At 70.5% G+C, this 24837-nt stretch carries 18 protein-coding genes; 4 read left to right on the top strand and 14 right to left on the bottom strand.

Going from position 1 to position 24837, the window contains the following annotated elements; translation table 11 throughout:
- Positions 1–17: 17 nt before the first annotated feature.
- Genes H8F25_RS03050 through H8F25_RS03040 form a run of 3 tightly spaced genes read right to left on the bottom strand, consistent with a single transcriptional unit; the run spans position 18 to position 3852 of the window.
- Positions 18–1055, bottom strand: a complete 1038-nt coding sequence (locus H8F25_RS03050; RefSeq protein WP_197211960.1) for an FUSC family protein — start codon at positions 1053–1055, stop codon at positions 18–20.
- Positions 1052–2104, bottom strand: coding sequence for a hypothetical protein (locus H8F25_RS03045; RefSeq protein ID WP_231597028.1), 1053 nt, complete (start codon positions 2102–2104; stop codon positions 1052–1054). The genes H8F25_RS03050 and H8F25_RS03045 overlap by 4 nt, the downstream gene beginning before the upstream one ends.
- A complete protein-coding gene (locus H8F25_RS03040) occupies positions 2101–3852 on the bottom strand; it encodes a TolC family protein (RefSeq protein ID WP_197211958.1) in 1752 nt (583 codons plus the stop codon). Before H8F25_RS03040 ends, H8F25_RS03045 begins: the two co-directional genes overlap by 4 nt.
- Before the next feature lie 203 nt (positions 3853–4055).
- Here H8F25_RS03040 and psbP point away from each other — a divergent pair, with 203 nt between their 5' ends.
- Positions 4056–4640 (top strand): photosystem II reaction center PsbP, encoded by a 585-nt coding sequence (psbP, locus tag H8F25_RS03035; protein ID WP_197211957.1) that lies wholly within the window; start codon positions 4056–4058, stop codon positions 4638–4640.
- Between the two features lie 11 nt (positions 4641–4651).
- Positions 4652–5761, top strand: a complete 1110-nt coding sequence (locus H8F25_RS03030) for an FAD-dependent oxidoreductase (RefSeq protein WP_197211956.1) — start codon at positions 4652–4654, stop codon at positions 5759–5761.
- Between the two features lie 110 nt (positions 5762–5871).
- On the opposite strand, the gene H8F25_RS03025 is transcribed toward H8F25_RS03030, so the two are convergent.
- Complete coding sequence (locus tag H8F25_RS03025; protein WP_197211955.1) at positions 5872–6999, bottom strand: FUSC family protein; 1128 nt, start codon at positions 6997–6999, stop codon at positions 5872–5874.
- Positions 6996–7952, bottom strand: coding sequence for an aromatic acid exporter family protein (locus H8F25_RS03020; protein WP_197211954.1), 957 nt, complete (start codon positions 7950–7952; stop codon positions 6996–6998). The genes H8F25_RS03025 and H8F25_RS03020 overlap by 4 nt, the downstream gene beginning before the upstream one ends.
- Before the next feature lie 187 nt (positions 7953–8139).
- On the opposite strand from H8F25_RS03020, the gene H8F25_RS03015 reads away from it, so the two are divergent.
- On the top strand, positions 8140–8679 hold the full coding sequence (locus H8F25_RS03015; protein WP_197211953.1) for an MgtC/SapB family protein: 540 nt from the start codon (positions 8140–8142) through the stop codon (positions 8677–8679).
- Here the strand turns inward: H8F25_RS03015 and H8F25_RS03010 are convergent.
- From H8F25_RS03010 to H8F25_RS03000, 3 genes are all read right to left on the bottom strand, one after another.
- On the bottom strand, positions 8661–9608 hold the full coding sequence (locus tag H8F25_RS03010; RefSeq protein WP_231597027.1) for an LCP family protein: 948 nt from the start codon (positions 9606–9608) through the stop codon (positions 8661–8663). The genes H8F25_RS03015 and H8F25_RS03010 overlap by 19 nt on opposite strands.
- 118 nt (positions 9609–9726) lie before the next feature.
- Complete coding sequence (locus tag H8F25_RS03005; protein WP_197213376.1) at positions 9727–11553, bottom strand: ABC transporter ATP-binding protein; 1827 nt, start codon at positions 11551–11553, stop codon at positions 9727–9729.
- Positions 11525–11932 carry an RNA-binding protein gene (locus H8F25_RS03000; RefSeq protein ID WP_197211952.1) on the bottom strand — a complete coding sequence of 136 codons (408 nt, stop codon included), beginning with the start codon at positions 11930–11932 and terminating at the stop codon, positions 11525–11527. Before H8F25_RS03000 ends, H8F25_RS03005 begins: the two co-directional genes overlap by 29 nt.
- Positions 11933–12248: 316 nt before the next feature.
- Between H8F25_RS03000 and H8F25_RS02995 the strand changes: the two genes are divergently transcribed.
- A complete protein-coding gene (locus H8F25_RS02995) occupies positions 12249–12449 on the top strand; it encodes a hypothetical protein (RefSeq protein ID WP_197211951.1) in 201 nt (66 codons plus the stop codon).
- 62 nt (positions 12450–12511) lie between these two features.
- Here the strand turns inward: H8F25_RS02995 and H8F25_RS02990 are convergent, their stop codons facing one another.
- The 6 genes from H8F25_RS02990 to H8F25_RS02965 all read right to left on the bottom strand — a co-directional run bounded on the left by H8F25_RS02990 (position 12512) and on the right by H8F25_RS02965 (position 24827).
- On the bottom strand, positions 12512–12781 hold the full coding sequence (locus H8F25_RS02990) for a hypothetical protein (protein ID WP_231597026.1): 270 nt from the start codon (positions 12779–12781) through the stop codon (positions 12512–12514).
- A 93-nt stretch (positions 12782–12874) separates the two neighbouring features.
- Entirely contained in the window at positions 12875–14935 is a 2061-nt protein-coding gene (locus H8F25_RS02985; RefSeq protein ID WP_231597025.1) for a DEAD/DEAH box helicase, read from the bottom strand.
- Positions 14936–15049: 114 nt separating this feature from the next.
- Positions 15050–15451: a phosphomannose isomerase type II C-terminal cupin domain gene (locus H8F25_RS02980; protein ID WP_197211949.1), complete on the bottom strand. Its 402-nt coding sequence runs from the start codon at positions 15449–15451 to the stop codon at positions 15050–15052.
- Between the two features lie 222 nt (positions 15452–15673).
- Positions 15674–17527 carry an AAA family ATPase gene (locus H8F25_RS02975; RefSeq protein WP_231597024.1) on the bottom strand — a complete coding sequence of 618 codons (1854 nt, stop codon included), beginning with the start codon at positions 17525–17527 and terminating at the stop codon, positions 15674–15676.
- Entirely contained in the window at positions 17524–21291 is a 3768-nt protein-coding gene (locus tag H8F25_RS02970; protein ID WP_197211948.1) for a UvrD-helicase domain-containing protein, read from the bottom strand. Before H8F25_RS02970 ends, H8F25_RS02975 begins: the two co-directional genes overlap by 4 nt.
- Positions 21288–24827 (bottom strand): exodeoxyribonuclease V subunit gamma, encoded by a 3540-nt coding sequence (locus H8F25_RS02965; RefSeq protein ID WP_231597023.1) that lies wholly within the window; start codon positions 24825–24827, stop codon positions 21288–21290. The genes H8F25_RS02970 and H8F25_RS02965 overlap by 4 nt, the downstream gene beginning before the upstream one ends.
- Positions 24828–24837 lie beyond the last annotated feature (10 nt).

The raw sequence follows: 24837 nt of genomic DNA, 5'->3' as shown, positions 1-24837 counted from the left end.
GATCCGGGGGAGCAGCCTCAGCGCAGCAGCGCCCGCCACTGGTGTTCGGTGGACGCCAGGGTGTGATCCATGCGATTGAGCAGCATCAACCGCGCCGCGACGGCGGAGAGCTGCCCGGGTTCGAGTCGACTCAGGGCCTCCGAGCTGCCCTGCAGCACCTCAAGCGGCAGCAGGGGCAGCGGCTCGGGGGGCGGCAGCTGCAGGTGCAGCGAACCGCGCAGCTGTTCCCGCCAGCGCCACAACCGTTCGGCGGCGCTGGCGATGAACCGCACGGTGGCGTCGTGTTCCCGCTCCAGCCCCCAGTGCTGCCAGGGCAGTTCACTCTGACGGCGCAGGGCGTCCAGATCGATGAGCAGGGCCTCGCAGGCCTGATCGAGCAGGTCCCACATGCGGGCGATGGGATGCTGCTCCGCGCTGGATCCCAGCTCGAGCAGGGCCGCCTGACGTTGCTCCCGCAGCCGCAGCAGGGAGGTGCGCAGATCCCTTAGACGGGGTCCCAGCAGCCTTCTGCGCTCGGCGGCGGGCAGGGAGGAACTGAAGAGATCAAGGGCGCCTCCCAGGTCCTGGAGCAGCGCCAGCAAGCCCAGACGCTGCTCCATGCGGGCCCGCGACGGCCAGAAGAGCCGCAGACTGAGCAGCGCCACCAGGATTCCGAAGGCGGTCCAGAACAGCCGCAGCGGGATCCAGTCGGTCAGTTGCTGGTCGTGCTCCAGCCAGCCCATCACCACCACGAAGCAGCAGACCGAGTACCCCACGGTGAGCCGCAGGGAGCCGGCGATCAGCCTGGCGAGCAGCAGCGCCAGGGGCAGGGCGATCATCAGCGGCAGGTGGCCCCAGGCGGTGTAGCCGAACGCCACCACCACACCGCCGATGAGGGTGCCGATGAGGCGCTGACGCCCCAGCTCGAGGGTGTTGCCGTAGCTGCCCACCGTGACGGTGAGCACGGCCAGGGAGGCGTAGGTGCCGAACGGCAGACCCGTGAGCGTGGTGAAACCGTTCACCGCCGCCACGGTCAGCGCGAGGCGGAAGGTGTCGCGCATTGAGGAGCCGCTCATGGCTCTGCGCCAAGCAGGCGCTCGAGGCCGCGACGACAGAGTGTGCGGCCACGTAGCAACTGTTCCAACTCCTGGCTCTGCGCCGCGAGGGCGAGCAGGAGCGGGGGTGACACCTGCAGATGATCGGCTTCCGCGATCCATGCCGAGGCGGGAGCGGAGGGAGCGACGGGGCTCAGAGCCTGCGGGGCCGTTGCATCGCCCTGCAACCTCGCCTGAAGGAGCTCCAGACGCCCGAGCAGCAGCAGGCGAGGCTGGGACGGGGGGAGCGGCGCGGGCAACAGCAGCAGCATGGGCTCGAGCAGCAGCCACTGGCGCAGCAGCTGGCGCCAGAGGTCGCCGGCCTGGGCCCAGCGCCGCAGCAGCCGCACCTTCTGACGGGGGGACGTCACTGGATGGGCGGCACTGCGCAGCTGCTGCAGCTGCTGGATCTGGGGCAGGAGCTGGCGGGAGCGGAGGGAGGCAGGGGGAGGACCACCCTCGCGCAGCCAGCGATCCACCAGGCGGATCTGATCGAGCAGCTGGGCGGCGAGACCGCGCTCCAGCTCAGGCAGCTGGCGCAGGGGGGAGCGGGGCCAGAACACCCAGGTGGCGACCTGGGAGCACAGGGTACCCACCACCACGGCCAGTCCCAGCTCGTAAGCCAGGGTCCAGGAGAAGCTCGCGGTTGCGGGAGTGGTGCCGATCGCCCAGCTCATCAGATAGCCCATCGACAGGCCCTTGAGCAGCCCGAGGGCCCGCACCAGGACTCCGGCGAGCAGCATCCCGATGGCCAGCATCAGCCAGCCGGTGGCGATGTGATGCACCACCAGCCCCGTGAGGAGGCCCACCATGGCTGCGGCGAGCAACTGCCCGATGCTGCGCAGGGGCGAGATGTCGTTCTCGTTGATGAAGATCACCGCCAGGACCAGCGCCCAGCCCAGCTGGCTGGTCTGGCCGCACCAGAGCATGATTCCGATCGCCAGGGTGGACGCCAGCCACAGCCGCAGCGCATTGCGCCAGAGCGGGCTGAGCGTCAGCGAACGGGACACCATCGTGCCGCTGCCGCTCAAGGGGCGGTGCCGCTGAGCTGCAGCTGGGGCACCAGCGGCTGGCTGGGATCCCTGGGCATCGGCAGGAGCTCACGCAACAAGCGCGCATACGTCACATTGACGTTCACCGTGGCGTTGAGACGCTGCACCAGGCTGCTGATCAGGCGATCCTGGGTGATCGAGAGATCCACCTCGCTTGAGAGCCCGCTCTGATAGCGCAGGCGCACATCGCGGAAGGCCTCCAGGGAGGCCGCCACGCCGCGGCGGGCGGAACTGAGCTTCGCGAGGCTGGCCTCGTGATTGAAGAAGGCCCGCTCGAGGCGCAGGCGGATGTCGTTGCGGCTGGCGGCGTACTGCTGGGCCACGGCCGCCTCCCGCCTGGAAAGCGCCCTGGCCTCGGCGGCGGTGGTGCCGGCATCGAAGAGCAGCCAGGTGAAGGTCAGGCCCACCGACCAGTCCCAGCCGTTGCCACTGCTCAGGGGGAGGGCCGTGGCGCCGCAGCAGCCTCCGCCACCGATCTCGAAGTTGCCCAGGCTCGTCTGGTTGCTGTTGCCTCCGGCATTGGCGAAGAGGGACAACTTCGGCAGGAGCGCGGCCGCGGTGGCCTGCTTCTGCTCCGCCAGAGCCGAACGGGTGGCCAGGATCGCCTCCAGTTCCGGGTTGCCGCGGTAGGCGGCCAGCAGGCTGGCCTCCAGATCGAGGGGCCAGCGGGGCTGCACCACGATCGGATCGCTGGCGCTGGGGGTGACCTCAGGCGGCAGGTTGAGCAGCTGGGCCAGCTGGCGCCGGGCGACGGCCCGGTCGGCCATCGCCTGAATCAGGCTCTCCTCGTCGGCAGCCTGGATGGCCCGGCGCCGCAGCACATCCAGCCGCGGCACCAGGCCGGCCTGCTTGAGGTCAAGGCTGTCGCGCAGGATCACCAGATCGTTGCGCAGGTTGGCGTCGTAGACGCGCACCAGCTGCTCGCTCTGCTGCAGCTGGTAGTAGGCCTCGCTCACCTGCAGCTGCAGGCTGCGCAACTGATTGGCGTAGAGGTTGCGCTGCTGCGCGAGCGTTGCCCGGGCGGCGCGCACCTTCGGGGTGCGGGCGAAGTCGAGCAGGGCGTAATCCAGCTGGACCCCGCCCTCGAAAGTGGCACTGCCTTCGGTGAGCGTCGCGTAGCCCCCCTCCGGCACATAGAAGGCGCCGTTGGGTGGATCGAAATTGGGGCCGAAGCCGAGGGTGTTGTTGCCGGCCAGGGAGGTGGTGATGCTGCGGCTGCGCTCGTAGCCGCCGCCGGCGAAGGCGGTGATCCGGGGCCAGTAGGAGCCCATGGCGGCCTGCAGCGTCGCCAGGGACGCCGCCACCTGCTCACGCTGGGCCTGCAGGCCGGCGCTGTTGGAGAAGGCGATGGCGAGCGCCTGCTCCAGGCTCACACCGGCGATGCCGCCCGCCTGGAGCTGCTGCGCACCAGGCAGAGCCAGCGGGGGGGCGGGATCGGTCTGCGCCGGTTGGATCGGACCCGCCGCAGGTTGATTGGCCCGGATCAGGTTGGGCGGCAGCTCCGGAACACTGAGCACGTCGCGCACCACCGGCTCCGGTTCGCTGGGTAACAGCTGATCGAGGGCACGCAGCTCCGCATCGAGGCGCTGCCAGCTGCGTTCCAGCGATTCCGTGGTCGTGGTGCTCAGCCTGCCGGGAGACGCTGATGGGAGCGGTGCGGCCAGCGCACCGTGCACGGGCAGCAGGCCGGCCAGGGCCAGAGTCAGAGCGCGAGTCCGTAGAGCCAAGGAGTGGGGGCGGGCGCCTGACGCGGCCCAGTCTGCCGAATGCGGCAACCATCCGCTCCGGCCGCTGGGCAGCCTCACGTCAGGCAGAACCCCGGACAGAGCGGAACCCCACCCTGGACTGCCCGGAACCGGACAGGCCGCGAGGTCCTCCCGACGGGTGGGTCCGCGGCCGGGGGAGAATGCGGCCCATCCGACGCGCCGCCATGGGTCTCGCCGCACGCCTCAATGCCTCCTGGAGCCGGCTGCCGCGCCTGCTGTTCAGTCTGGTCCTGCTCTGCGTCCTGGCAGTGGGGCTGGGGGCCTGCAGCGCCGCCGCCGCGGGCCTCAATTCCTTCAGCAGCCCCGATGGCCGCTACGCCTTCCTCTATCCCACCGGCTGGACGCGCGTGCAGGTGAGCAACGGGCCCCAGGTGGTGTTCCACGACCTGATCAACAGCGACGAGACACTGAGCCTGGTGATCTCCGAGGTGAAGCCCGATCGCGATGTCGAGAACCTCGGCAGCGCCGTCGCGGTGGGCGAGACGCTGCGGCGGGTGGTGATCGCCCCGGAGGGCAGCGGCCGTTCCGCCGAACTGGTGGAGGCGCGCGAACGGGAGCAGGGCGGCCACATCTTCTATGACCTGGAATACGCCGTGCATCTGGCGGACCGTGATCGCCACGAACTGGCCACGGTGGTGAGTGACCGCGGCCGGCTTTACACCTTCGCCGCCAGCACCAACGAGGTGCGCTGGCCCAAGGTGCAGGAGCTGTTCGAGCGGGTGATCACCTCGTTCACCCTTCAGATCTGAGGAAGGCGCTGATGGCGGCCTCCGGCGATCCGGCCCCGGTTCCGGATTCCGTCCCGGTGGCGGTGATCGGGGCCGGTCTGGCGGGGTCCCTGTCGGCCCTGGCCCTGGCCCGACGCGGCATGGCCGTTGAACTCATCGGGCCGCCGTGTAGCACCGATGACCTGCCGGCAGCCACCGCGCTCAGCTACGGAGCCGTGGCCGGGGTTGCTGCCGCGGAGCGCTGGCGGGAGCTGGAGGCCTTCCATGGCCCCCTGGGATGGCACACCAGCGCCGTGGTCACCCACGGGCTGGCACCCAGGCCCGGTTCGGCTCCCGGGGCTCGGGATCACCGGACCTGGATGGCACGGATGGGGGATCGGCCGCTGGATGGCCTCCTGGCGCGACTGCCACCCCTGCCGGTGCCGCTTCCCTTCTCACGCGTCGACACGGTGGCTCTGGCGGAGGCACTGCCTGGAGCGCTGAGGCGGGCGAGGGTCCAGCGACGGGAGCAACCGGTCCGCAGGCTGGAATCCCGAGGCAAAGGCTGGTCTCTGCAACTGCGGGACGGCAGCAGGCTGGAACGGCGGCGGGTGCTGCTGGCGGCCGGCGCGGCCTCTCGCGGTCTCTGGCCCGCCCTGACCGATCGGCTGCGCTGCAGCTGGGCGGGGGTGCTGGTGGAGAGGCACCGGCAGGGTGAGGGTCCCTGGCTGAGGGCGGTTCAGCGCGGCTGGCTGGTGTTTCCGCGCCACCTGCAGCGGCCGGGCCTGGAACGGCTGGGGCACGCCCACGGCGGCCGGCGCTGGGTGGTGGACGTGGGACTGGCTCCGTGGGGGAACGGGCTGCTGGCCGGGCAGATCAGCTGGTTGCCACCCGGCGATGCCCTCGGTGGTGACGAGGGCGAACCCGATGCACCCTGGCTGGAGCGCCTGCTGCGCCAGGAGCTGGCGCGGCTGGATCCCGCCCTGGCGTCGCGGGGACGCTTCCAGCTCATACCGGTGAGTTACTGCAGCGATGGATGTCCCATGAGCGCGAGGGTGGCAGCGGGGCTGTGGGTGCTGGCCGGAGCCAGTGGCGCCTTCTCGAGCCTGCCGGCCCTGGCGGAAGCCCTGGCGCAGGAGATTCACAGCGATGGGGGGCGGTGAAGCACCATCGTTGACGCCAGACAGCTGCCAGCGGAAGCCAGTGAAGGCCCAAAGTGGCGGAGCGCGGATCCGCGGCAGTCAGGAAGGACTGTTCGCCTTCGGCCTTCCAATCAGGGTCGCTGGAGAATGATGCGCCAGCTGGCTTCGCCATCGCGGATGGCCCGCTCGGCCTGGCGGCAGAGCGAAAGGCGCACGGCGACGCGCTCCAGCCGTTCGCTGCCGGCACTGTCGAGAGCCGGGTCATTGAGGCGTTGATCCACCTGCTGCCAGCTGCTGGGCAGCCGCATCCCCTGCAGGGGCGGCTCGGGGAGGCCGAGGCCGCCGTGATGGTGAGGCGACCGGCTGCGGATGCGCTGCTCCCACAGTTGCAGCTGCGCGGCCATGGCACGGAGAAGGTCGCTTTCGGCGCGATGGAGAGGCTGCAGCAGCGCCGGGGGCAACGGGGCGGGAGCGGAGCGCTCCATGGCACGCACCAGGGTCACCAGCCGCGACGCCGTGGCGTCCAGCTTGGCGAGCAGCAGGGCAGCGGGATGGCGGCCGGGCCGCGTCCCCAGTTCCTGCAGCAGGATCGGCCTGAGGCTCCGCGCCGCCTGCAACTGCCTTTGGAGGGCCCGGGAGCGCACCGGGTGGGCCCGTTGGGCATCCTCGCCTGCAGAAGCGACCCGCAGCGGCGGGCCTTCGCCCTCCATGCTCCCGGCCTGGAGGTCATCCGCCAGGAGCCCATCCGCCAGCTGACACAACGCCAGCTGCAGCTGGGCCAGCAGATTGGCGTAGGCCGAGAAGATCTGGTCGCGGCCGCGAGCCGGCCAGAACAGCCGCAGGCTGAGCAGGGTGAACAGCACCCCGAAGGCCATCCAGAAGAAGCGCAGCGGCAGCCAGCTGGCCAGGCTGCCCTCATGCACCAGCCAGCCCATCACGATGATCATGCCGCCAACCTTGTAGCCCACCTTCAGCTGCAGCAGGCCTCCCAGCAGCCGCAAGCCGCCGAGGGTGATGGCAAGCCCGAGCGGCAGCGGCAGCTCCTTGAGTCCCTCGTAGCCCACCAGCAACAACGCCGCGCCCAGGGCCGTGCCGAGCAGGCGCTGGCGGCCGAGCTGCAGGGCGCCCCCGTAGCTCCCCGTGGCCACTGACAGAACCGCCAGCGGCGCGTACTGGCTGTCCTGCACCCCCGACAGGCTGGCGAAGGCATTCGCCAGGCCGGTGGTGACGGCGGTGCGCAGGGCGGTGCGGTTGATCACGTCGTGGCGGTGCGGTGTAGTCCGCCCAGGCAGGCATGCAGCGGCCGCCACTCCTCAGCCAGCGCCAGAAGGGGCAGCAGCGGCAACTGACGCCCGGCGGCCAGCTGGCGCCACTGCTGTGGCTGCCGCGGCGGCGGCGGCCGAGGCTCACCCAGCAGCTGCTGCCCGAGGGTCAGCACGACCTGGCGCAACGGCTCAGACGCCGCAATCTCCTCCTCAGGCAGCTCCGCCAGAAGCCGTTCCCAGGCCACCCAGTGAAAGTGCGTCAGCTGCCACAGCCGCAACCGCTGCTCCCAGCGGCCCTGCTGCAGCGCATGGCGGCGGGGCCCAGCCTGCTCCTGGGCCAGCAGTTGCTCCAGCCGCTGCAGATCACTGGTCAGTGGCGCCGGATCGAGGGGAGCCGGCCGGCTGTGGCCCCGCTCCAGCCAGTCGCGGTAGCGCTGCAGCTGGTCGGCGATCTGGCGGCGCAGGTGCCCATCCGCCTGTTCCATCTGCGACCGGGCGTTGCGTGGCCAGAACAGCAACCCCACCCCGATCCCGACGAGGCAGCCCACGACCGTATCGAGACCACGGTTGAACACGTAGTCCCAGTTCAGCGCGACGTGGGTGGGGATCATCAGAAACATGATGCTGGTGATGCCCGCCGTTCCCAGGGCGCTCTGCCAACCGAGCAACTGCAGCACCGGAACCATCAGCAGCATCGACACCAGCACCCCGATCCAACCGCTGAGGACGGTATGGACCAGGAAGGTGATCAGGCCACCCAGCACGGTGCCCATGATCCGGCCGGTGGCGGCCTCCAGGGTGTGATCGTCGTTGTCATCCACGACAATGATCACCGCCAGCAGGGGGTACCAGACGTAGGCGATCCGCTCGCTCCAGACCGCGATCGCGGCAGTGAGGAAGGCGGCAGTGGCCAGCTTGAGCGTGTTGCGCAGCAGATCGGCAGTCACTTCAGCGCCTTCCGTAGCCGATCGTTGGCCGGGCCACGCCAGCAAAGCGCCGCCGCCCCGGACTTGCCACGATGCCAGCTGTTGTCACGATGGCAGCCATCCCTGGAACGGCTCACCGCCCGGGCCAACCGGGCCGCTACCCCGGCATCCCCGGTCTTCGGGTGGTCCTGTGGTCGCCATCTCCTCCATGATCCTGCAGCTCACTCCCGACATCGAAGCGCTGCTGCGCATGGGCCTGGCGGTGCTCTGCGGGATGGCGGTGGGGATCAACCGTGCCCATCACGGCGCGACGCCCCATCCCAACCGGCTGCGCGTGCATGTGCTGGTGGGACTCAGCGCCGCCCTGATGGTGATGGCGGCCGGATCCGATCCTCAGGCCCGCAGCCGCGTCATCCAGGGGGTGGCAACCGGGGTGGGCTTTCTGGGCGCCGGCGAGATCCTCACCCCCCGTCCTTCGCGCCACAACGGCAAACCGGAGGTGAAGGGACTCAGCAGCGCCGCCTCGATCTGGTTCACCGCCGCCCTGGGTGTGACGGTGGCCGCCTCCAGCCCGTTGCTGGCGCTGCTGGCCCTGCTGCTGGCCCTGATCACCCTCTCGGATCGCAGCAACGGCGACGAGGGAAACGGCAATGGTTCCGAATCGGCGAGCAGGCCAATGGTCCCCGAGGAGGATCCTGACAACCTGCACCGGGGCGAGAAGCACGCGGCTCAGAAAAGGAAGCGATGAGGACGCTCGCCGTCTCCGGAACCGCCGGGAGGGGAGGCAGCGGAGGACTCCTCAGCCGCCTCGTTGCCCCGGGGTTCATCAGCACTGGCCCAGTCGGCATCCCAGTAGCTGACGCCACCCTGATCGAAGGGGCGTCCATCCAGACGCTGGGCCTTGAGGGTGGTGCCGCCCATGCTGGTGATCAGCCCACCGAGCTCCATCGGACCGAGGTCGGTCTGGATGTCCTTGCCGTTCGCCAGCAGCAGGGCGGGCAGGCGGACCAGGTTCTGGGGCTCGGAGAGCTTGCGGAACAGGGATTTGAGCGCCAGCTGCTGACGTTCCATGCGGCCGAGATCTCCGGTCTCGTCATGGCGGAAGCGCAGGAAGCCCTCCAGGTCGCGCCCGCGCAGGGTCTGGACCCCGGGTTGCAGGTCGATGGACAGCCCCTGGCTGCGATCGACGTAGAACATCCGCTTCGGAACATCCACCTCGATGCCGCCCAGCTGATCAGCCATACGCCGGATCGAGGCGAGATTGACGACCAGATGGTGCTTGATCGATCGATTCAGCTGGGTGGAGAGCTCCGCCTTGATGGTGTCAACGCCACCGAGGCTGTAGAGAGCGTTGATCTTCACCGGCCCGAAGCGGGGATCCTCCACGTAGGTGTCGCGCGGAATCTGGGTGACCTTGGTGACACCGTCGGCGACATGCACCACGGCGATCACGTCGGTGTTGCCACCGCCCACGTCGGTTCCGAGGACCAGCAGGTTCTGGCGACCGATGCCCTGCCCCCAGGCGGAGAAGGGATTGGAGAGCGAGAACTGATCCTTGCCCTCCGGCTCGCTGAGCAGACCGGCCAGGGGCCGGGCCAGCACCAGGCCGGTGCCGAGGCCCACCAGCATGGCCAGCCCGACTGCAGCGGAAAAGGGTTGACGGGAACGAGGCCGCATCGGGCGCGGGGCCACGGGTGATGTCATCGCGAGACACTAGTTCACAGTCTGTGAACGACGATGTTCAGCCTGAGACGCTTCGGCAACAGGCTGAGAACGGCGCTCCGTTCCCCGCCGATCAGAGGCGGAGCTCCTCCTCGGGCCTCAGTCCGGCCTGGACGCGCCACAACCCGGCATAGGCACCGCCGCGGCGCAGCAGCCCGTCGTGATCGCCACTCTCGACGATGCGGCCGTGCTCCATGACCACGATCCGGTCGGCGTGACGCACAGTGCTGAGCCGATGGGCGATCACCACGGTGGTGCGGTCAGCGGTGATCCGTTCGAGGGAGCGTTGAATCGCCGCCTCGGTCTCGTTGTCAACCGCGGCGGTGGCCTCATCGAGCACCAGCACCGGCGGATCCTTGAGAATGGCGCGCGCCAGGGCGATCCGCTGGCGCTGGCCGCCGGACAGCCGCTGGCCGCGCTCCCCGACCACGGTGTCGTAGCCGTGGGGCAGAGCCTCGATGAACGCGGCGGCTTCCGCCAGCAGGGCGGCGCGTTCGATCGCAGCACGGCTGGCGGCGAAGCTGCCATAGGCGATGTTCTCCGCCACCGTGCCGTGGAACAGGAACACCTCCTGGCTGACAAGGCCGATGGCGCGGCGCAGGTCCCGCAGGTCAAGCGTCTGGATGGGCACGCCGTCGAGCAGGATGCGGCCGCCCTGAAGCTCATAGAGCCGCAGCAGCAGCTTCACAATCGTGCTCTTGCCCGAACCGGTGGCCCCGACGATGCCCAGGGTGCTGCCGGCCGGCACCCGCAGATCGAGACCCTCGAGCAACGGCTGACGATCGGCATAGGCGAACGTGACCGACTCGAAGCGCAGCTCGCCACGCACCGTGTCCGGCTCCAGCCGCCGCTCGCCGCTGGGAATGGCGATGGGGGTGTCGAGCAGATCGAGCACCCGGCGTGCGGAGGCCATCGCCCGCTGGTAATCGTCGAGGGTGCGGCCCAGCGTGGTGAGCGGCCACAGAAGCCGCTGGGTGACGAACACCAGAAAGCTGTAGGTGCCGATGGCGATGGTGCCCCGCCAGGCCTGCAGGCCTCCGATCACCAGAATCGCCAGAAAGGCGAACAGGATCGCAAAACGGATCAGCGGCACGAATACCGCCGACAGACGGATGGCACGGCGGTTGCTCAGCCGGTAGGCCTGGCTCTCCTCCCCGAGACGTTGCAGTTCCCAGGCCTCGGCCGCATAGCTCTTGATCGTGAGCATGCCGCCGAGATTGTTGGACAGGCTGGAGGCGATCGCGCCTGCCCGCTCCCGCACCTCGGCGTAGCGAGGGGCCAGGCGGCGCTGGAAACGCAGGGAGCCCCACAGGATCACCGGAATCGGCAGAAATGAAACACCCGCAACCATCGGCGAGAGCACCAGCATCGCTGCACCGACGGCCAGGACGGTGGTGATCAGCTGCAGGATCTCGTTGGCGCCGTGATCGAGAAAGCGCTCGAGCTGATTGATGTCATCGTTGAGGATCGTCAGCAGCCGTCCACTGCTGCCCGCCTCAAAGAAGGCCATCTCCAGATGCTGGAGGTGGTCGTAGCTCTCGAGCCGCAGTTCGTGCTGCACCGTCTGCGCGAGGTTGCGCCAGAGCAGGCCGTAGAGATATTCGAACAGCGACTCGGCGCTCCAGATCAGGAACGTCAGCACCGCCAGCACCGTCAGCTGGGCGGGAACGGTGCTGAAGCCGAAATTGGACAGCCAGGAGGTCTGCTGCCTGGCGACGACGTCGACGGCCAGGCCGATCAGGACCGGTGGCGCCAGATCGAAAAGCTTGTTGAGCACCGAGCAGCTGGAAGCCAGCCACAGGGTGCGTCGATGGGGCTCCAGGCGCCGAAGCAGCCTGGAGAGCCCCGGATCGTCGTTGCTGGTCAGCGGATCACCAGCGGTTGCCACCGCCACCGCCATAACCACCGCCGCCACCGCCGCCGTAGCCGCCACCACCGCTGCGACCACCACCGCCGCCGCCATAACCGCCGCCGCCGGAGCGACCGCCGCCGCCGCCGCCGCCATAACCGCCGCGACCGCCGCCGCCGCCGCCGCCTTCACGGGGGGTGGCCTTGTTGACGCGGATCATGCGACCCATCCACTCCACGTCCTGGAGGTCGTCGATGGCCTTCTGTTCGGAGGCGTCGTCGGCGAGCTCGACGAAAGCGAATCCGCGCTTGCGGCCGGTCTCACGGTCGAGGGGCAGGCTGCACTGGCGCACCTCGCCGTACTGGCCGAAGAGATCGAGGAGGTCTTCCCGCTCGGCCTGGAACGAGAGGTTGCCCACGTAAATGGTCATGAATGGAGCCTGGAACTGTTGAAAGCGAATGCGATTCGTCTGTTGCCGGGATGTCCCAGGGAGCCAGTTGAACAGTGAAGCCGGAGATCGAAGCCTGGAGGCAGGGTCGAGCCCTGAAGGGTCACAGCGAGCTGGGCGTGCCGAAGGGAGCCTGAACGCCTTGGAATCGAAGCCAGCCTACAACCCGGGATTCGCCGGCCCGGGTTGCGGGCCATGCGTGAAGAGGTTTGAAGCAGATGCGAAGCAAATCGGAAGATCGCCTCGCCATCCGCAAAACTGTCCCAATGTCAGCAAATCCTGATCCGCGATCCCCGTGATGACGGCCCCCGTTCCCTGGAGCCTCGCCTGGTGTGAGGACGGCGAGCTCTCTCGCCAGGATCAATTCGATCTGCTGCAGGCCCTCGTCGCCAGCGAAGCGGTGGAGGTGCAGCACTCGCTCGTCATGGCTGTGGAGCGCCTGTCACTGGCGGAGTTCTGCGAGATGTCCACCGGCGAGGTGACGGGTCTGTGCGCCTGAGCTCAGGCTGTGGCACACAGACAGAGGAGCCAGGCCCGCAGGGCCTTGCCCACCCTGTGGAGTCAGATCGGATAGCGACGGGCCGTCGCCTGGCGGCAGTCGCGCTTGGCGGACTCCAGCGCATTCCCACTGCGGAGCCGTTCCTCGACGCAGCTGCAGGCGAAGTTGGCCATGCCCTGGGGCGGGGTCCTCCCCGCCTGGGACATTTCGTTCTCAAACGCGGACAGACAGAACGCACGCACAATCGCCCCCATGGTGGAGCCGGCCCTGGCGGGCCGCTCCAGCAGGGTTGACGCAGACAGCGCCAGGGCGGTGATCACCGCTCCCGGCAACAGGAGCCACCGGGAGGGTCTCGATCGCCTCGGAGGGAGAACGTGGTCCATGAAGCGCTGTCGTGGGGAGGGAGGGACGAAGCCGTCCCCGCCTCAGGCGTCGAGGCGGGAGATCTGAAGTTCGCGGTTCATGACCCGCAGGCGCTGCAGGTCGCGGAAGACGTCCTCAGGCATGCCACGGGGCAGATCGATGGTGCTGTGGGCATCAAAGATGCGGATGCGACCGATGGCGCGACCCTGCAGACCGGCTTCGTTGGCGATGGCGCCCACGATGTTGCCCGGCTTGACCCGATCGCGCCAGCCCACCTCGATGCGGAAACGCTCCATGTGCGGTTCGGGCGGGCCGTCCTGACGCTCCGGTGCCTGCCGGCGGGAGCCATCGCGGGAGACGCGCTCCCGGCCGCCATCACGCACCCCCTCGCGACCGCCTTCGCGGGCTGAGCGCTGGGGGACTGTCCAACGGTCCTCCCCCTGGATCAACAGCGGTCGGCCCGCCAGGGTGAGCGCCAGGGCAGCCATGGCCAGCTCCTCCCCGGTGCAGCCCTGCTCGCTTGCCACCCGCTGCACGATCTCGCTGAGCAATGCACGCTCCTCATCGCTCACGGGCGCCTGGCGATGGGCCTCGGTGAGACGCTCGCGCAGGCGGTCGAGACGATGCTGGTTGATCGTGGCGTTGGCGGGCACCTCCATCGCTTCGATCGGCTGGCCGACGGCCCGCTCCAACCCACCCAGGAAGCGCCGTTCGCGCGGGGTCAGGAACAGGATCGCCTCACCGCGGCGGCCGGCACGGCCGGTACGGCCGATGCGATGGACATAGGCCTCGCCATCGAAGGGGATGTCGTAGTTGATCACCAGCTGGATGCGCTCCACATCCAGCCCGCGGGCGGCCACGTCGGTCGCCACCAGCACATCGACACGGCCATCGCGCAGGCGTTCGATCGTGCGCTCACGCTGGGCCTGGGGCACGTCACCGTTGAGGACGGCCACCTCGTAGCCGTGCGCTTCCAGCGATTCGGCCACGGTCAGGGTGACCGCCTTGGTACGAGCGAAGATGATCACCCCTTCGGAGCGCTCGGCCTCGAGCACCCGCTCGAGTGCCTCGAGTTTCTGAGAGGGATGCACCACCAGGTGCCGCTGACGGATCCGCTTGCCGTCGGCGTTGTTGGTGCGGATCGTGACCTCAGCGGGCTCGCGCAGATAGCGATGCGACAGCGCGCGGATCTCCCGCGGCATCGTGGCGGAGAAGAGCACCACCTGACGCTCGGCAGGCAGCTGCTCGAGCACCCATTCGACGTCGTCGATGAAGCCCATGCGCAGCATCTCATCGGCCTCATCGAGCACCAGGGTGCGCAGCCCACTCAGGTCGAGGGTGTTCTGACGCATGTGGTCCATCACCCGGCCCGGGGTGCCCACCACGATCTGAACACCGCGGCGCAGCTGCTGGATCTGCTCGCGGAAATCGGAACCGCCGTAGATGGCCGCCACCCGCACACGGCTCAGATGAGCGGCATAGCTGTTGATGGCATCGGCCACCTGAATGGCCAGCTCACGGGTGGGGGTCAGCACCAGCACCTGGGGGGTGCGCTGCTGCGGATCGAGGCGGTGCAGCAACGGCAGGCTGAAAGCGGCCGTCTTGCCGGTGCCGGTCTGGGCCTGACCCACCAGGTCGCGACCGAGCAGGAGTTCGGGGATGGCGGCCTGCTGGATGGGCGAGGGGGTCTGGAAGCCGAGATCGGCGAGCCCACGCAGGAGATCGTCGCCGAGACCGAAGGGTGCGAAACCGGCAGCCGGACCATCAGCGGCGGGTTCCGATGCCACCCCGGAGATCGGCTCGGCCTGGACGTCGTCAGCGACAGGAGCGGCCATGGCTTCACCGTGCACCGCGGGCAGTGAGCCGTTCTCGGCGTCAGATGCCGGGAGGGATCCGGAAGAGGCGGTCGGTTCGGTGTGGGCCGAGTCGAGCAGCAGGTCCGGGGCGATGTCCGGGCTGCCGGCGCCCTGGGGATGTTCCACAGGGGCCTGCGGGGTGCTCATCGACACGTCGCCACACTGGAGCGAGCTGTCGTCAACCTGAGCCGTTGCAGCAACAACCGTCTCGGGCATGGCAGCGCCGCGCACGGTGGCGCCGGCAAGGGCGTCACCCTGAATCGTCATGGTCAAGATCTGGGGCCTGATGAATCCTTCAACTCAGGCCGGCAACAGACCTTGGGGTGAGCGTCTGCAGCAGAATCCCCGCCGGTTGGACGCTCGATGTTGCCTTGCCCTGGTTCAAAGGCTGATAAAAGACTTTACCACACGTCCGAAATCATCGTCGAATCGCTCGATGTCCTCCTCGCTCAGCAGAGATCCCCGCTGGACCTCGATGATCTCCAGCGCTTCGACCCCGGCACTGGCGCGATGCAGGCCACCCACCGGGATGAAGACCGTCGTGCCGACGACGGCCTCGAGCTGCTGACCGCCGCATTCGATCGTGCCCTGCCCGTCCACCACCACCCAGTGCTCGCAGCGGTGACGGTGGCGCTGCAGGCTGATGCGCCGCCCGGCGTGCAGCCGCAGCCGCTTCACCCGGTAGCCCTCCCCCTCGGCCAGGGTCTCGAACCAGCCCCAGGGACGCTCGCTGCGGCCATGTCCCGCCACGGATGAGGCCAGGGCAAGAGGGTCCGGATCCATGGCGTCTCGGGCGTGCAAGGGTTGCGGCGGCAGCGCTTCAACGTAGGCAGAAAGCCCGGGTGGGGCCGTGGAACCCGCCGGACGCGGTTCGGCCCGATCAGGGCGCGCGGATGCGGCAGAACCGCATCCAGGACGGAAGTCGATCGCCGGTGATGAAGCGAACGCTGGCGAGTGGCGGAGGCCTTGGGGACGCTCCGCGGCCCTAGCAGGGGAAGGGGCAGCTCAGAGCTCGGTGATCAGCAGAGCCTGCTCCCGGGCGCGGGTGAGGGCGGTGTAGAGCAGGCTGGCATCGAGAGGGCGACCGGCCGGCAGCAACAGCAGCACCTCGCCGTACTGGCTGCCCTGGGACTTGTGCACCGTGAGCGCCAGGGCGGGCTCAGCTCCCGCCAGACGCGCCGGATGCAGCAGGCGCCGTCCGGGGAAGAGCACCAGGCAGCCCCCGCCCGCGCCAGCCACCAGCACCCCGATGTCGCCGTTGGCCAGTCCCTGCTCCGGCAGGTTGCGGCGGTTGAGCACGGGCGTGCCGAGGGGCCAGCCCTGCAGGGGTCCGGCCAGGTCCTCGCCCAGCAGGGCCCGGTGCACCCCTTCCACGCCCCAGGGTCCCTGGCGGATCGGGCTGAGCAGGATCAGCCGCTCCAGTTCGGTCAGCAGGGCATCGGCCCCATCGGGCTCGCCCCCGATCTGCGGATCGAGCCTCCCCAGTTCCGCCGCCAGCTCCGCCAGGCGCCGCTGATGCAGGGACAGACGTTCGAGCGCCTTGGACGGCAGGCGCCTGGCCGGCACCTCCAGCCACTGCACGTTGTCGCCGGGCTGGAGCTGCGCGAGCCGAGGGCGCAGGATCTCCAGCCCATCGGCACCCGGCCCGGAGCGGTGGCGCAGCGTGGCGGCCAGCGCGGCGATCGCTCCGTCATTGCGGTAGGTCGTGCGCAGCTCGACTGCGGCCGGGCCAAGGGCGGTGAGGGATGTCGAGCGACAGAGCTCCTGCAGCACCGCTCCAGGCCCCACCGGCGGTAGCTGATCCGGATCGCCGACCAGCAGCAACCTGGACGCTTCGGGCAGGGCTGCCAGCAAGGCCTGCATCAGCGGAAGGTCAACCATCGAGACCTCATCGACCACGAGCAGATCCAGCTCCAGCGGCAGCGCCGGTCCGCGGCGGAAGCCCGCTCCGTCACCGCGGGCCTCCAACAGCCGGTGCAGGGTGCCGCAGGGGAGATCCCGCAACCGCTCGGCCAGGCTGGGCTCCAGGGCCGCGGCCCCCGCCGCCACGGCGCTCCCCAGACGGGCGGAAGCCTTGCCGGTGGGAGCCGCCAGCTGCACTCGCAGGTCAGGTTGCAGGCGCCGGGCGGCCGCCAGCATCTGCACCACGGTGGAGGTCTTGCCGGTGCCAGGCCCGCCGGTGAGGAGCACCAGACGGTGCTGCAGCAGAGCCTCCACGGCTCCGCACTGCTGCGGATCGAGACCGGCAGCCGCGGCCCTCTGCAGGGCCTGGCCCCGCTGGGTGGCGCTCGGGGCGGGCGCCAACCTCGCCTGGCCACGGGCGATCAGGGTGGAGGTGCAGTGGTGCAGCTGCTGATGCCAGCGCCGCCAGCGCAGCCAGTGCCCATCGCGCACCACCGGGGCTTCCGGCGCCTCGTCGAGAGCGCTGGCATCCACCAGCCAGCCGCAGGCCTCCAGTGCCGCGAGATGGTCGTCGGGCCAGGCCGGCGGCGTGGGAGAAACGCTGGCCCTGGTGACAGGGCTGTCGCTCTGACTCGCGTCTGGGCTGCCCGCGCCGCTGTGGGCAGCGCCGGATGCGCCGCTGGTGCGTGCGGAACGGAACGGTCCCGATCGCGGTTCCGGCCCGGACTCGACCACCGTTGGCTCGCTCTCCGCCATCGGCTCGCTCTCCGCCACCAGGACGGCTTCCGGGGCAGGAGCGTCGAGATCGAGGCCCAGTTCACCGCGCTCGAGGGCAGCGGCCAGGGCCGTCACCACCTGCTGCAGGGCGAGGTCGGCGGTCGCGTCCAGGCGGGCGGCCGTGGGGATGGGCAACAGACGCCGCAGGCTGTCGAGCAGAGCCGGGGCCAGGACACTCACGGCTGGCCCTCCCGCAGCAGCGCGTCGAGAGTCAGCAGGCGTTGCAGAGGCGGCCGCTCCACGAGCACCCCCGGTACGTCATCGGCGCAGATCTCGCCTGCCACCGGACCCGGCACGCCCCGCAGGAAGACGTAGGCGTAGCCACCCAGATGGCGTTCCGGGGCATAGCCCGGCAGGCGCCAGCGCAGGTAGCGATGCAGCGCCACCAGGTACAGGTGCGCCTGCAACGGGTAATGGTTGCTCGCCATCAGCTGCTCCATCGCCGCACCGGAGTAATCGGCCGGGCCGCAGCGGAGCACGGCACCGCCAGCATCGCGCCGGCCGAGGAAATTGCTCTTCCAGTCCGCCACCCACCAGCGCTCCCCACAGCGGAACACCAGATCGATCGAACCGGTGAGGAAACCGCGACTGGCCACACGCAGGGCCTGCACCTGGGTGGCGTAGTCCCTGCCGAAACGGCCGCCGTTGTGGCGGCGGAACACCTCCGCCAGGCCGCTGCTGCGCACCAGCCGCTCCGGGCCGATGGACAGGGGCAGATCGAAGGCCAGTTCATTGAGCCAGCCAGCCGGCTCGAGATCAGCCAGTCGCAGGCTGCCCAGCTCACCGCCCAGGGGGGTCTGCACCAGCTGCTGGAAGGCCGTGAGCACGCCGCCGGCCAGATCGGCCGCCAGGCCGGCGCGGTCCAGCTCCCGCGACACCACACCAGCGGCCGCCTCGAGGTCGCCGGCCGCCAGGGCGGGGTAGTCGATCAGCTCGAGCATGCGGTGCAGGGCATCCCCCGGCCCCGCCCCGCGGGGGAAGCGGGCCAGGGGGCCGAGGGCAGGCCAGGATGCGGATGCGGATGCGGATGCCGATGCGGGCAGCTGATCGTGGCTCCGTTCAGCGCCCGGTTCCACACCCTCGCCGACCTCGGCGACGGCGTCCTCGCCATCGCGGCTGAGGGCGTCGCTGTCGCGGCCTTCATCGCGCGCCTCCGGCGGCAGGGCGGCGGCGGCGTGGGTCCAGGCGGAATAACTGGCGCGTCCCCAGCGGCTGTCGAGGCTGCGCTCCGGCCGCGGTCCCGCCTGAAGCTCTCCGCGAGATGGACCGGGTCGCCAGCGTGGCCGGGCGGGTGGAAGGGCGTCGGGATCGATCCTGTGCAGGGGCAACCGCCGCAGACCGTCCTCCGAGCCTTCGTCCACCAGCCAGGGGCTGAGCGGATTGCCCTGCTGGGCCTGATCGGCACCCGGCCAACCGAGCACGAGCAGGTGACGGGCCCGCGTGCAGGCCACATAGGCCTTGCGCTCGGCCTCCTGACGTTCGGCCTCGGCGTTCTGGAGGGCGGCGTCGCGGCCCGGTCCCCAGCGAGGGTCAAGGTGCAGATCGAAGCGGGGGCGCCGGCTGCCGGGCGGCCGCCAGCGACGGCCCACGCTGGCGCTGCCGCCGCGGGTGGCCCGTTCGCCACGCCACAGGCTGGGGCAGATCACCACCGGATACTCCAGACCCTTGCTGCGATGGATGGTCACCACGGCGATCGCCGATTCGGCCGCATCGCTGCGGCAGCGGTGCTCCTCAGGCACCTCGCGCTCCTCCTGCAGGCGCAGGTTTCGCAGCCAGTCGGCGGCGGCCACCGGGCTCAGGCCCTGGCGATGCATCTGCTCCTGCAGCAGCTCGGCCGCCTGCTGCAGATCGGCCAGGGCGCGGCCGCGCAGGGCCAGCCGGGCCAGGCCCTCGCCGGACAGCAGCTGTCCGAGGACCGCGGTCAACCCCTGCTGCGGCAGTCGTTCCGCCAGGCGGGCGATCCGCTCTGCCAGCCCATCCCAGGCCTGGGGCGTGGCGCTGCGGATCCGCTCGGCGCTCCACCCGAGCAGGGTGGAGGCGGCCAGCAGCCGCAGGCGGCCCGGATCACCAGGGGCGCCGAGGGCATCGAGCAACCGCTGCAGGGCCAGGGCTCCCTCACTGGCGAACACATCCCCCTGGCTCACCAACCGGCTGGGCAGGCCGCGGCGCTCCAGGGCGACCCGCAGGGCCTCCGCCTCCTTGTGGGTGCTGACCAGCAGGCAGAGGTCGCCCGGCTCCAACAGCCGGTGGCTGGCCCCCTTGCAGAGTCGCAGATGGCGCTCGAGCAGGCTCTGGCAGAACGCCGCCACCTGCTTCTCCAGTTGGTCGGGCTCCAGCTGCAGCAGCTGCAGTGACGCTTCTCCGGCCTCCAGGGTCAGCTCCTCGCCACGGGCCCGGCAGAGGACTTCGGGAACCTCCAGCTCGGAGCGCACCAGACCGGGTCGCATCAGCGCATTCAGCCCGTCAATCAGGCCGGAACTGGAGCGGCGGTTCTCCACGAGGCCGTAGCGGGCCTCCGCCTGCACGGCGGCCCGGCGGTAGGTGGCCAGCTCACCACCGCGGAAGCGATAGATCGCCTGCTTGGGGTCGCCCACCATCACCAGCAGATGGCGGGGGGGATCGCCGCCGAAGGCTCCCTGCAGGATGCGCCACTGGATCGGATCGGTGTCCTGGAATTCGTCGATCAGGGCGGCGCGGTAGCGAGCGGCCACGGCGCGCAGCAGCGGTGTATCCGGCTGCTCGCGAGGCCCCAACGTGTCGCCAGGGTCAACCTGCTCGCCGGGATCGAGCTGCTCGAGCAGCTGGCCGTAGCCCATCTCGCCGCTGCGCTCGCGTCGACGCGCCAGTTCGGCGCGGCCCCAGTGGGCGAAATGCAGCAGCAGCAGCTCCGCAGGGCCATCCACCAGATCGGCGATGGCCTGCAGCAGCTCGGCCTGGGGCAGGCGGGTGCCCTCGGGGTGCGCAGCGCTCTCCAGCTTCTGCACCGGGCCGGGGTGGAAGTAGTCGCGCAGCGGCTTCACCTCCAGGAGATCTCCGTAGCCGGGAGGCTCCTCGAGGCCAGACAGCCAGCCATTCACGGTGTCGAGCTTGTCCGGCCTGGGCTTGAGCCGATAGGGGCGGTAGTCGATGCCGCTCGCCTTGGCGGCATTGGCGCTGGCGGCCAGGTTGTGCTCCAGCTCTTCGGCGTCGCGCCGCCAGAGCTCCGCGAACCGCGTCCAGCTCGCCTGCCAGCGGGCCTGCAGCTGGGTGGCCAGGGGTTGTTCCAGCTCCACACCCTCAGGAAGGGGATCGAGCTCCAGGGCCGGATCGCCATCGAGGGCCTGCAGCACAACGGCCAGACGATCGGGGCCGACGCCGCGACTGATCAGGCCCGCCAGGTGCCCGGCGGGCAGGGGCAGCACCTGCTGCTGCCAGTAGTCATGCACGATCTGGCCGCGGCGCTCGGCGGCGCCGCTCTCCAGCGCCACCGCCGGCCCCAGTCCCGCCTCCAGGGCCTGCCGCTGCAGGGTGCGGCGGCAGAACCCGTGAATGGTGGTGATGTCGGCGCGATCGAGCTGCTCCAGGGCCAGCAGGAGACGGCCACGCAGCAGCGGAGCCGGATCCGGCCCCTGGGCCGCCAGCCACTCGCGCAGCGGCTGATCCAGATCGGGCGGCAGTGGAGGCGCCGGATCGTCGGGGTCCGCGCTGGCTGCCGCGATCGCTTCAAGCAGCCCGAGGGCCTTCTGCAGACGGCCGGCGATGCGGTCGCGCAGTTCGGCGGCCGCGGCGGCGGTGAAGGTGACCACCAGCAGCTGCTCGATCGCCAGGGGCCGCGAGCCCTCGCTCACCAGCCGCAGCACCAGATGGGCCAGAGCGAAGGTCTTGCCCGTGCCGGCACTGGCCTCGAGCAGGCGGATGCCCGGAGTGAGCGGCATGGCGTTGGGCTCGAAGGGAGGCAGCGTCACGCCTTCACCTCCTGCCGGAGCTCGAGCATCGGCCCATGCAGCGCCAGGGCCAGCTCCTCCACCACTGGGGTGAGCAGCTCGGCCAGGGGCTGATCGCTGCCGAAGCACAGGGCCTGGACCGCATCACGTCGCTCGCCATCACTGTGGAAGCCCCCCTCCCAGGCCTCCCGCGCCTTGCTCCAGCCCCTGCCCTCGCCCGGTTTCGCCGCCTCGGCCGCGGCGTAGGCCCAGCCGGTCTCCGGAGGCAGGGGCCAGCAGCTGAGGCGATGCTCCTCGCGCCACTGGATGAGCTGCTCCAGCAGTTCGGTGGCGCGGGAGGGCGTTGGGGCCTGGATCTGCTCCAGGAGCCGGAACCGCTGCTTGTCGCGCCCCACCAGGGCGGCACCAGTCGGGGCATGGCCTGCGGCTGACGCCAGCAGCAGCTCCAGCCACAGCCGCAGTCGCTGGCGGCAGCGGGGTCTGGCGGTGTGCGCGAGCACCAGCTGGTCGCCCCGCCAGGGCAACACCGCCTCCAGGCCCTGCCAGCTGGCGGGCTCATGGTGGGCGGGCCCGAGACCCTCCAGACACGCCTGCAGCGATCGCCAACGCGTCTGCAGCTGGACCACCTCCAGCTCCCCGGCGGCCCGTGGCGGCAGCACGCCCCGGCCCCGCTCCAGTCCGGCCCAGTCGGGTTCGACCTCCGGCGGCGGCAGACCGTCGCCATCGAGCTGGGCTCGCAGCAGGGAGGCGCGCCGGCGTTCATCGAGCTGCAGATCCTCCAGGTCGCGCACCGGCTCGTCCCACTCACGCGGCCGCAGACCCAACTCCTCCAGCCAGCGGGCCTGCGGGGCTTCGATCCAGGCCCGCAGGTCGGCCCAGGCTTCAGCAGGCGATGCGCTCTCCGCGGGGAAGTGAGCAGCCGGCTCCGCCGCCATGGGCTGGTCGTCAGCAGGGCTCGGTGGCGCCACGCCGCCGCGACCGCTGTGCGCCTCGTCGACGCCCACGCTCGGCTCCGGCTCACGGCACGCGAGGCCCAACACCGCCGCCTCGGGCGCCTGCTCCAGCTGGCGGCGGGCCTGCAGCAGGCGCAGATCGCAGCTGGCGGGCGGCCAGGGCGGCTCGGCCAGGAAGTTGCGGCGCTCCAGCGGGCTGGCGGCGTGCTCGCGCAGGGGCAGCGGGCCTTTCAGCTGTTGCGCCAGCAGATCCAGCCACTGGCGCACCGGCGCGGCCGGTTCCTGGCCCTCGCCGGTGCGCTCATCGCGGTTGCTCCAGCTGATCAGCAGGTGCGCCCGGGCCGAGAGCAGGCTCTCGAGCAGCACGTAGCGGTCCTGATCGCCGCTGTTCGGATCGCCCAGGCGCCGCTGCTGCTCGAGGAGATGGAAGCCCGGCCGCTGCCGCTGGCGGGGGAAGGCGCCCGCATCGAGACCCAGCAGCACCACCACCTTGTGGGGGATGGCGCGCATCGGTTCCAGGGCGCTGATCGTCAGCGCACCGGAGCGATGGCCGAAGCGGCCGCTGCCTTCGCTCAGCCGCTCCGCCAGCACCTCCGCCACCACCGGCGCCTCGAGCAGCAGCGGGCTGTCGCCGGCGATCGCCTTCCAGTCGGCGAGCACCGCCTGCAGGCCCTGCAGCTCCCAGGCCCGTTCGCCGCCATCGCCGAACAACAGCGGCAGCTGGTCGCGCAGTCCCTGCACCCAGTCGGCGACGGTGCGGGCCTGCCCCAGCCAGGTGAGGCTCTGCCGCAGTTGCCGCAACAGGGCCAGCCAGCGGCCCTGTTGCTCCAGGGTCCCTGTCAAGGCCAGCGGCGCCGTCTCCGCCGGGGCCAGCCCCGGCGTCTCGGGCAGTACCAGGCCGAGCACCAGCCGGTCGATCGCCCAGCTGAAGCTGTGGCAGGGATCACCGGCGCGGGCACGGGCATCGAGGCCCCAACGGAAGCCGCAGCGCTGCAGCAGTGCCGTGATCTCACCGGCTTCGGCCGGGTCGATCCCCTGCCGCTGCAGCAGTGGCCCACAGCTGAGCACGGCCTCGAGGGCGGTGGCCGTGAGCCGGTCACCGGCCAGCTGCAGGAGGGTGAGCAGGCCCTGGCTGATGCCGGCTTCGCTCTGCTGGCTGCGGTCCGTGAGGCGCCAGGGCAGCGCCACCCCGGTGGCCTCGCTGTCGCCGAACACCGCCCCCACCAGCGGCGCGAAGGCCTCCACCTGGGGCGTCATCACCAGGATGTCGCGTGGTTCGAGCGTGTCATCCGCAGCCAGCAGCTGCAGGAGCCGATCGCGCACGATCTGCAGCTGGCGCAGTCGGCCGGGACAGGCGTGGAACTCCAGGGAACGGTCATCGGGGGCGCGGTGGAGGAGTCGCGCGGATCGGCCTTCGGCCGCGTCTGCAAGGGGGTCGGCGGCTGCACCGGTGTCGGCCTCCTCGCCCCCCGAGGCGCCGGCAGTCTCTGCCTCGTCTGTCTCCTCCTCCCCAGGGGGTGTCTCCCCCGTCGCCAGAAGCTCCTGCAGCTGCTCCAGCAGCGTTGCCGACCGGCCGTGAGAGGCGGTGGTCTGGCCGCGGGCGCCTTTGGCCGGGCCACGAGCGGCCGTGGCCGGCAGGAAAAAGGCGTCGTAGTCATCCCACGTTCCCGGCTGGGTCTCGCCGCTGGCCTCCAGCAACTGCTGGAACTCCGCTCCCAGCCGTCCGAAGCGGGCCTCCAGACCGGGCACCTCCAGCAACCAGTCGCTGCCCAGCGGCTCCCCGGAGCGGGCATCGTGGCGCTGCCACAGGTCGCGGCAGGGGGTGAGCAGGTAGAGCTCCACCGCCATCCGCTGCGAGAGGGCCTGCAGCAGCTCCACCTGCACCGGCGCCAGGCTGCTCAGACCGAACAGCCGCAGTGGCTGCCCGGCCCCGACGCCACCTTCCTCAGACGGGTGGCCCTGCTGCAGCAGGGCCATCGCCTGACGGGCGCGCAGGCCGAAGGGCAGGCGCGTCAACCGCTGCGCCAGCCGACGCAGCAGCAACGGCTGCCAGCGCAACGCCTCGGCCAGGGGCTGTCCGGCCGCATCGCAATCGCGGCCCTCCAGCCAGGCCTCAAGCATGGCGGGTCGGTAGAGGCCGTAGTCGTCGAGGGCATCGGCGATGGCACGGCCCAGCTGCCAGAGGGGGCGATCCAGCTGGCGTTGATCGGCGCCACGCCGCTCCAGCCACTGCCGCAGCGGTGCCGCCTCGGGTTCCTTCAGCAGGGCCGGCAGCAGCTCGAGCACCGGCCACACCAGGTTCTGGGCGCGCCAGGGGTCAGCCCCCTCGATAGCGGTCTCCTCGCCGGCCAGCAGCTGATCCACCAGCGCGCGCAGGCGGCTGGCGGGGAACGGGAAGCGCAGATTGGCAGCGATGCCGCCACCGGCGGGCTCGGCCGGATCGGGTCTGGCCAGGGCGATCTGCTCCGCCAGCCAGCGGCTCGTGGGCCAGGTGTTCACCACCACCTGGATCTGATCCAGAGGGCCGGGCGGCTCCAACCACAGGCGGGTGGCCAGCACCTGGGCGAGCAGCTCGGCGCGATTGCTGCGGTAGAGGGTCAGCACGATGGGCTGG

It is taken from the genome of Synechococcus sp. CBW1004 (genome assembly GCF_015840715.1).
In the GTDB taxonomy this organism is placed as follows: Bacteria; Cyanobacteriota; Cyanobacteriia; order PCC-6307; family Cyanobiaceae; genus Cyanobium.
Note: the sequence above shows the minus strand (reverse complement) of the source record. Positions and strands in the feature narration are given on the sequence as shown.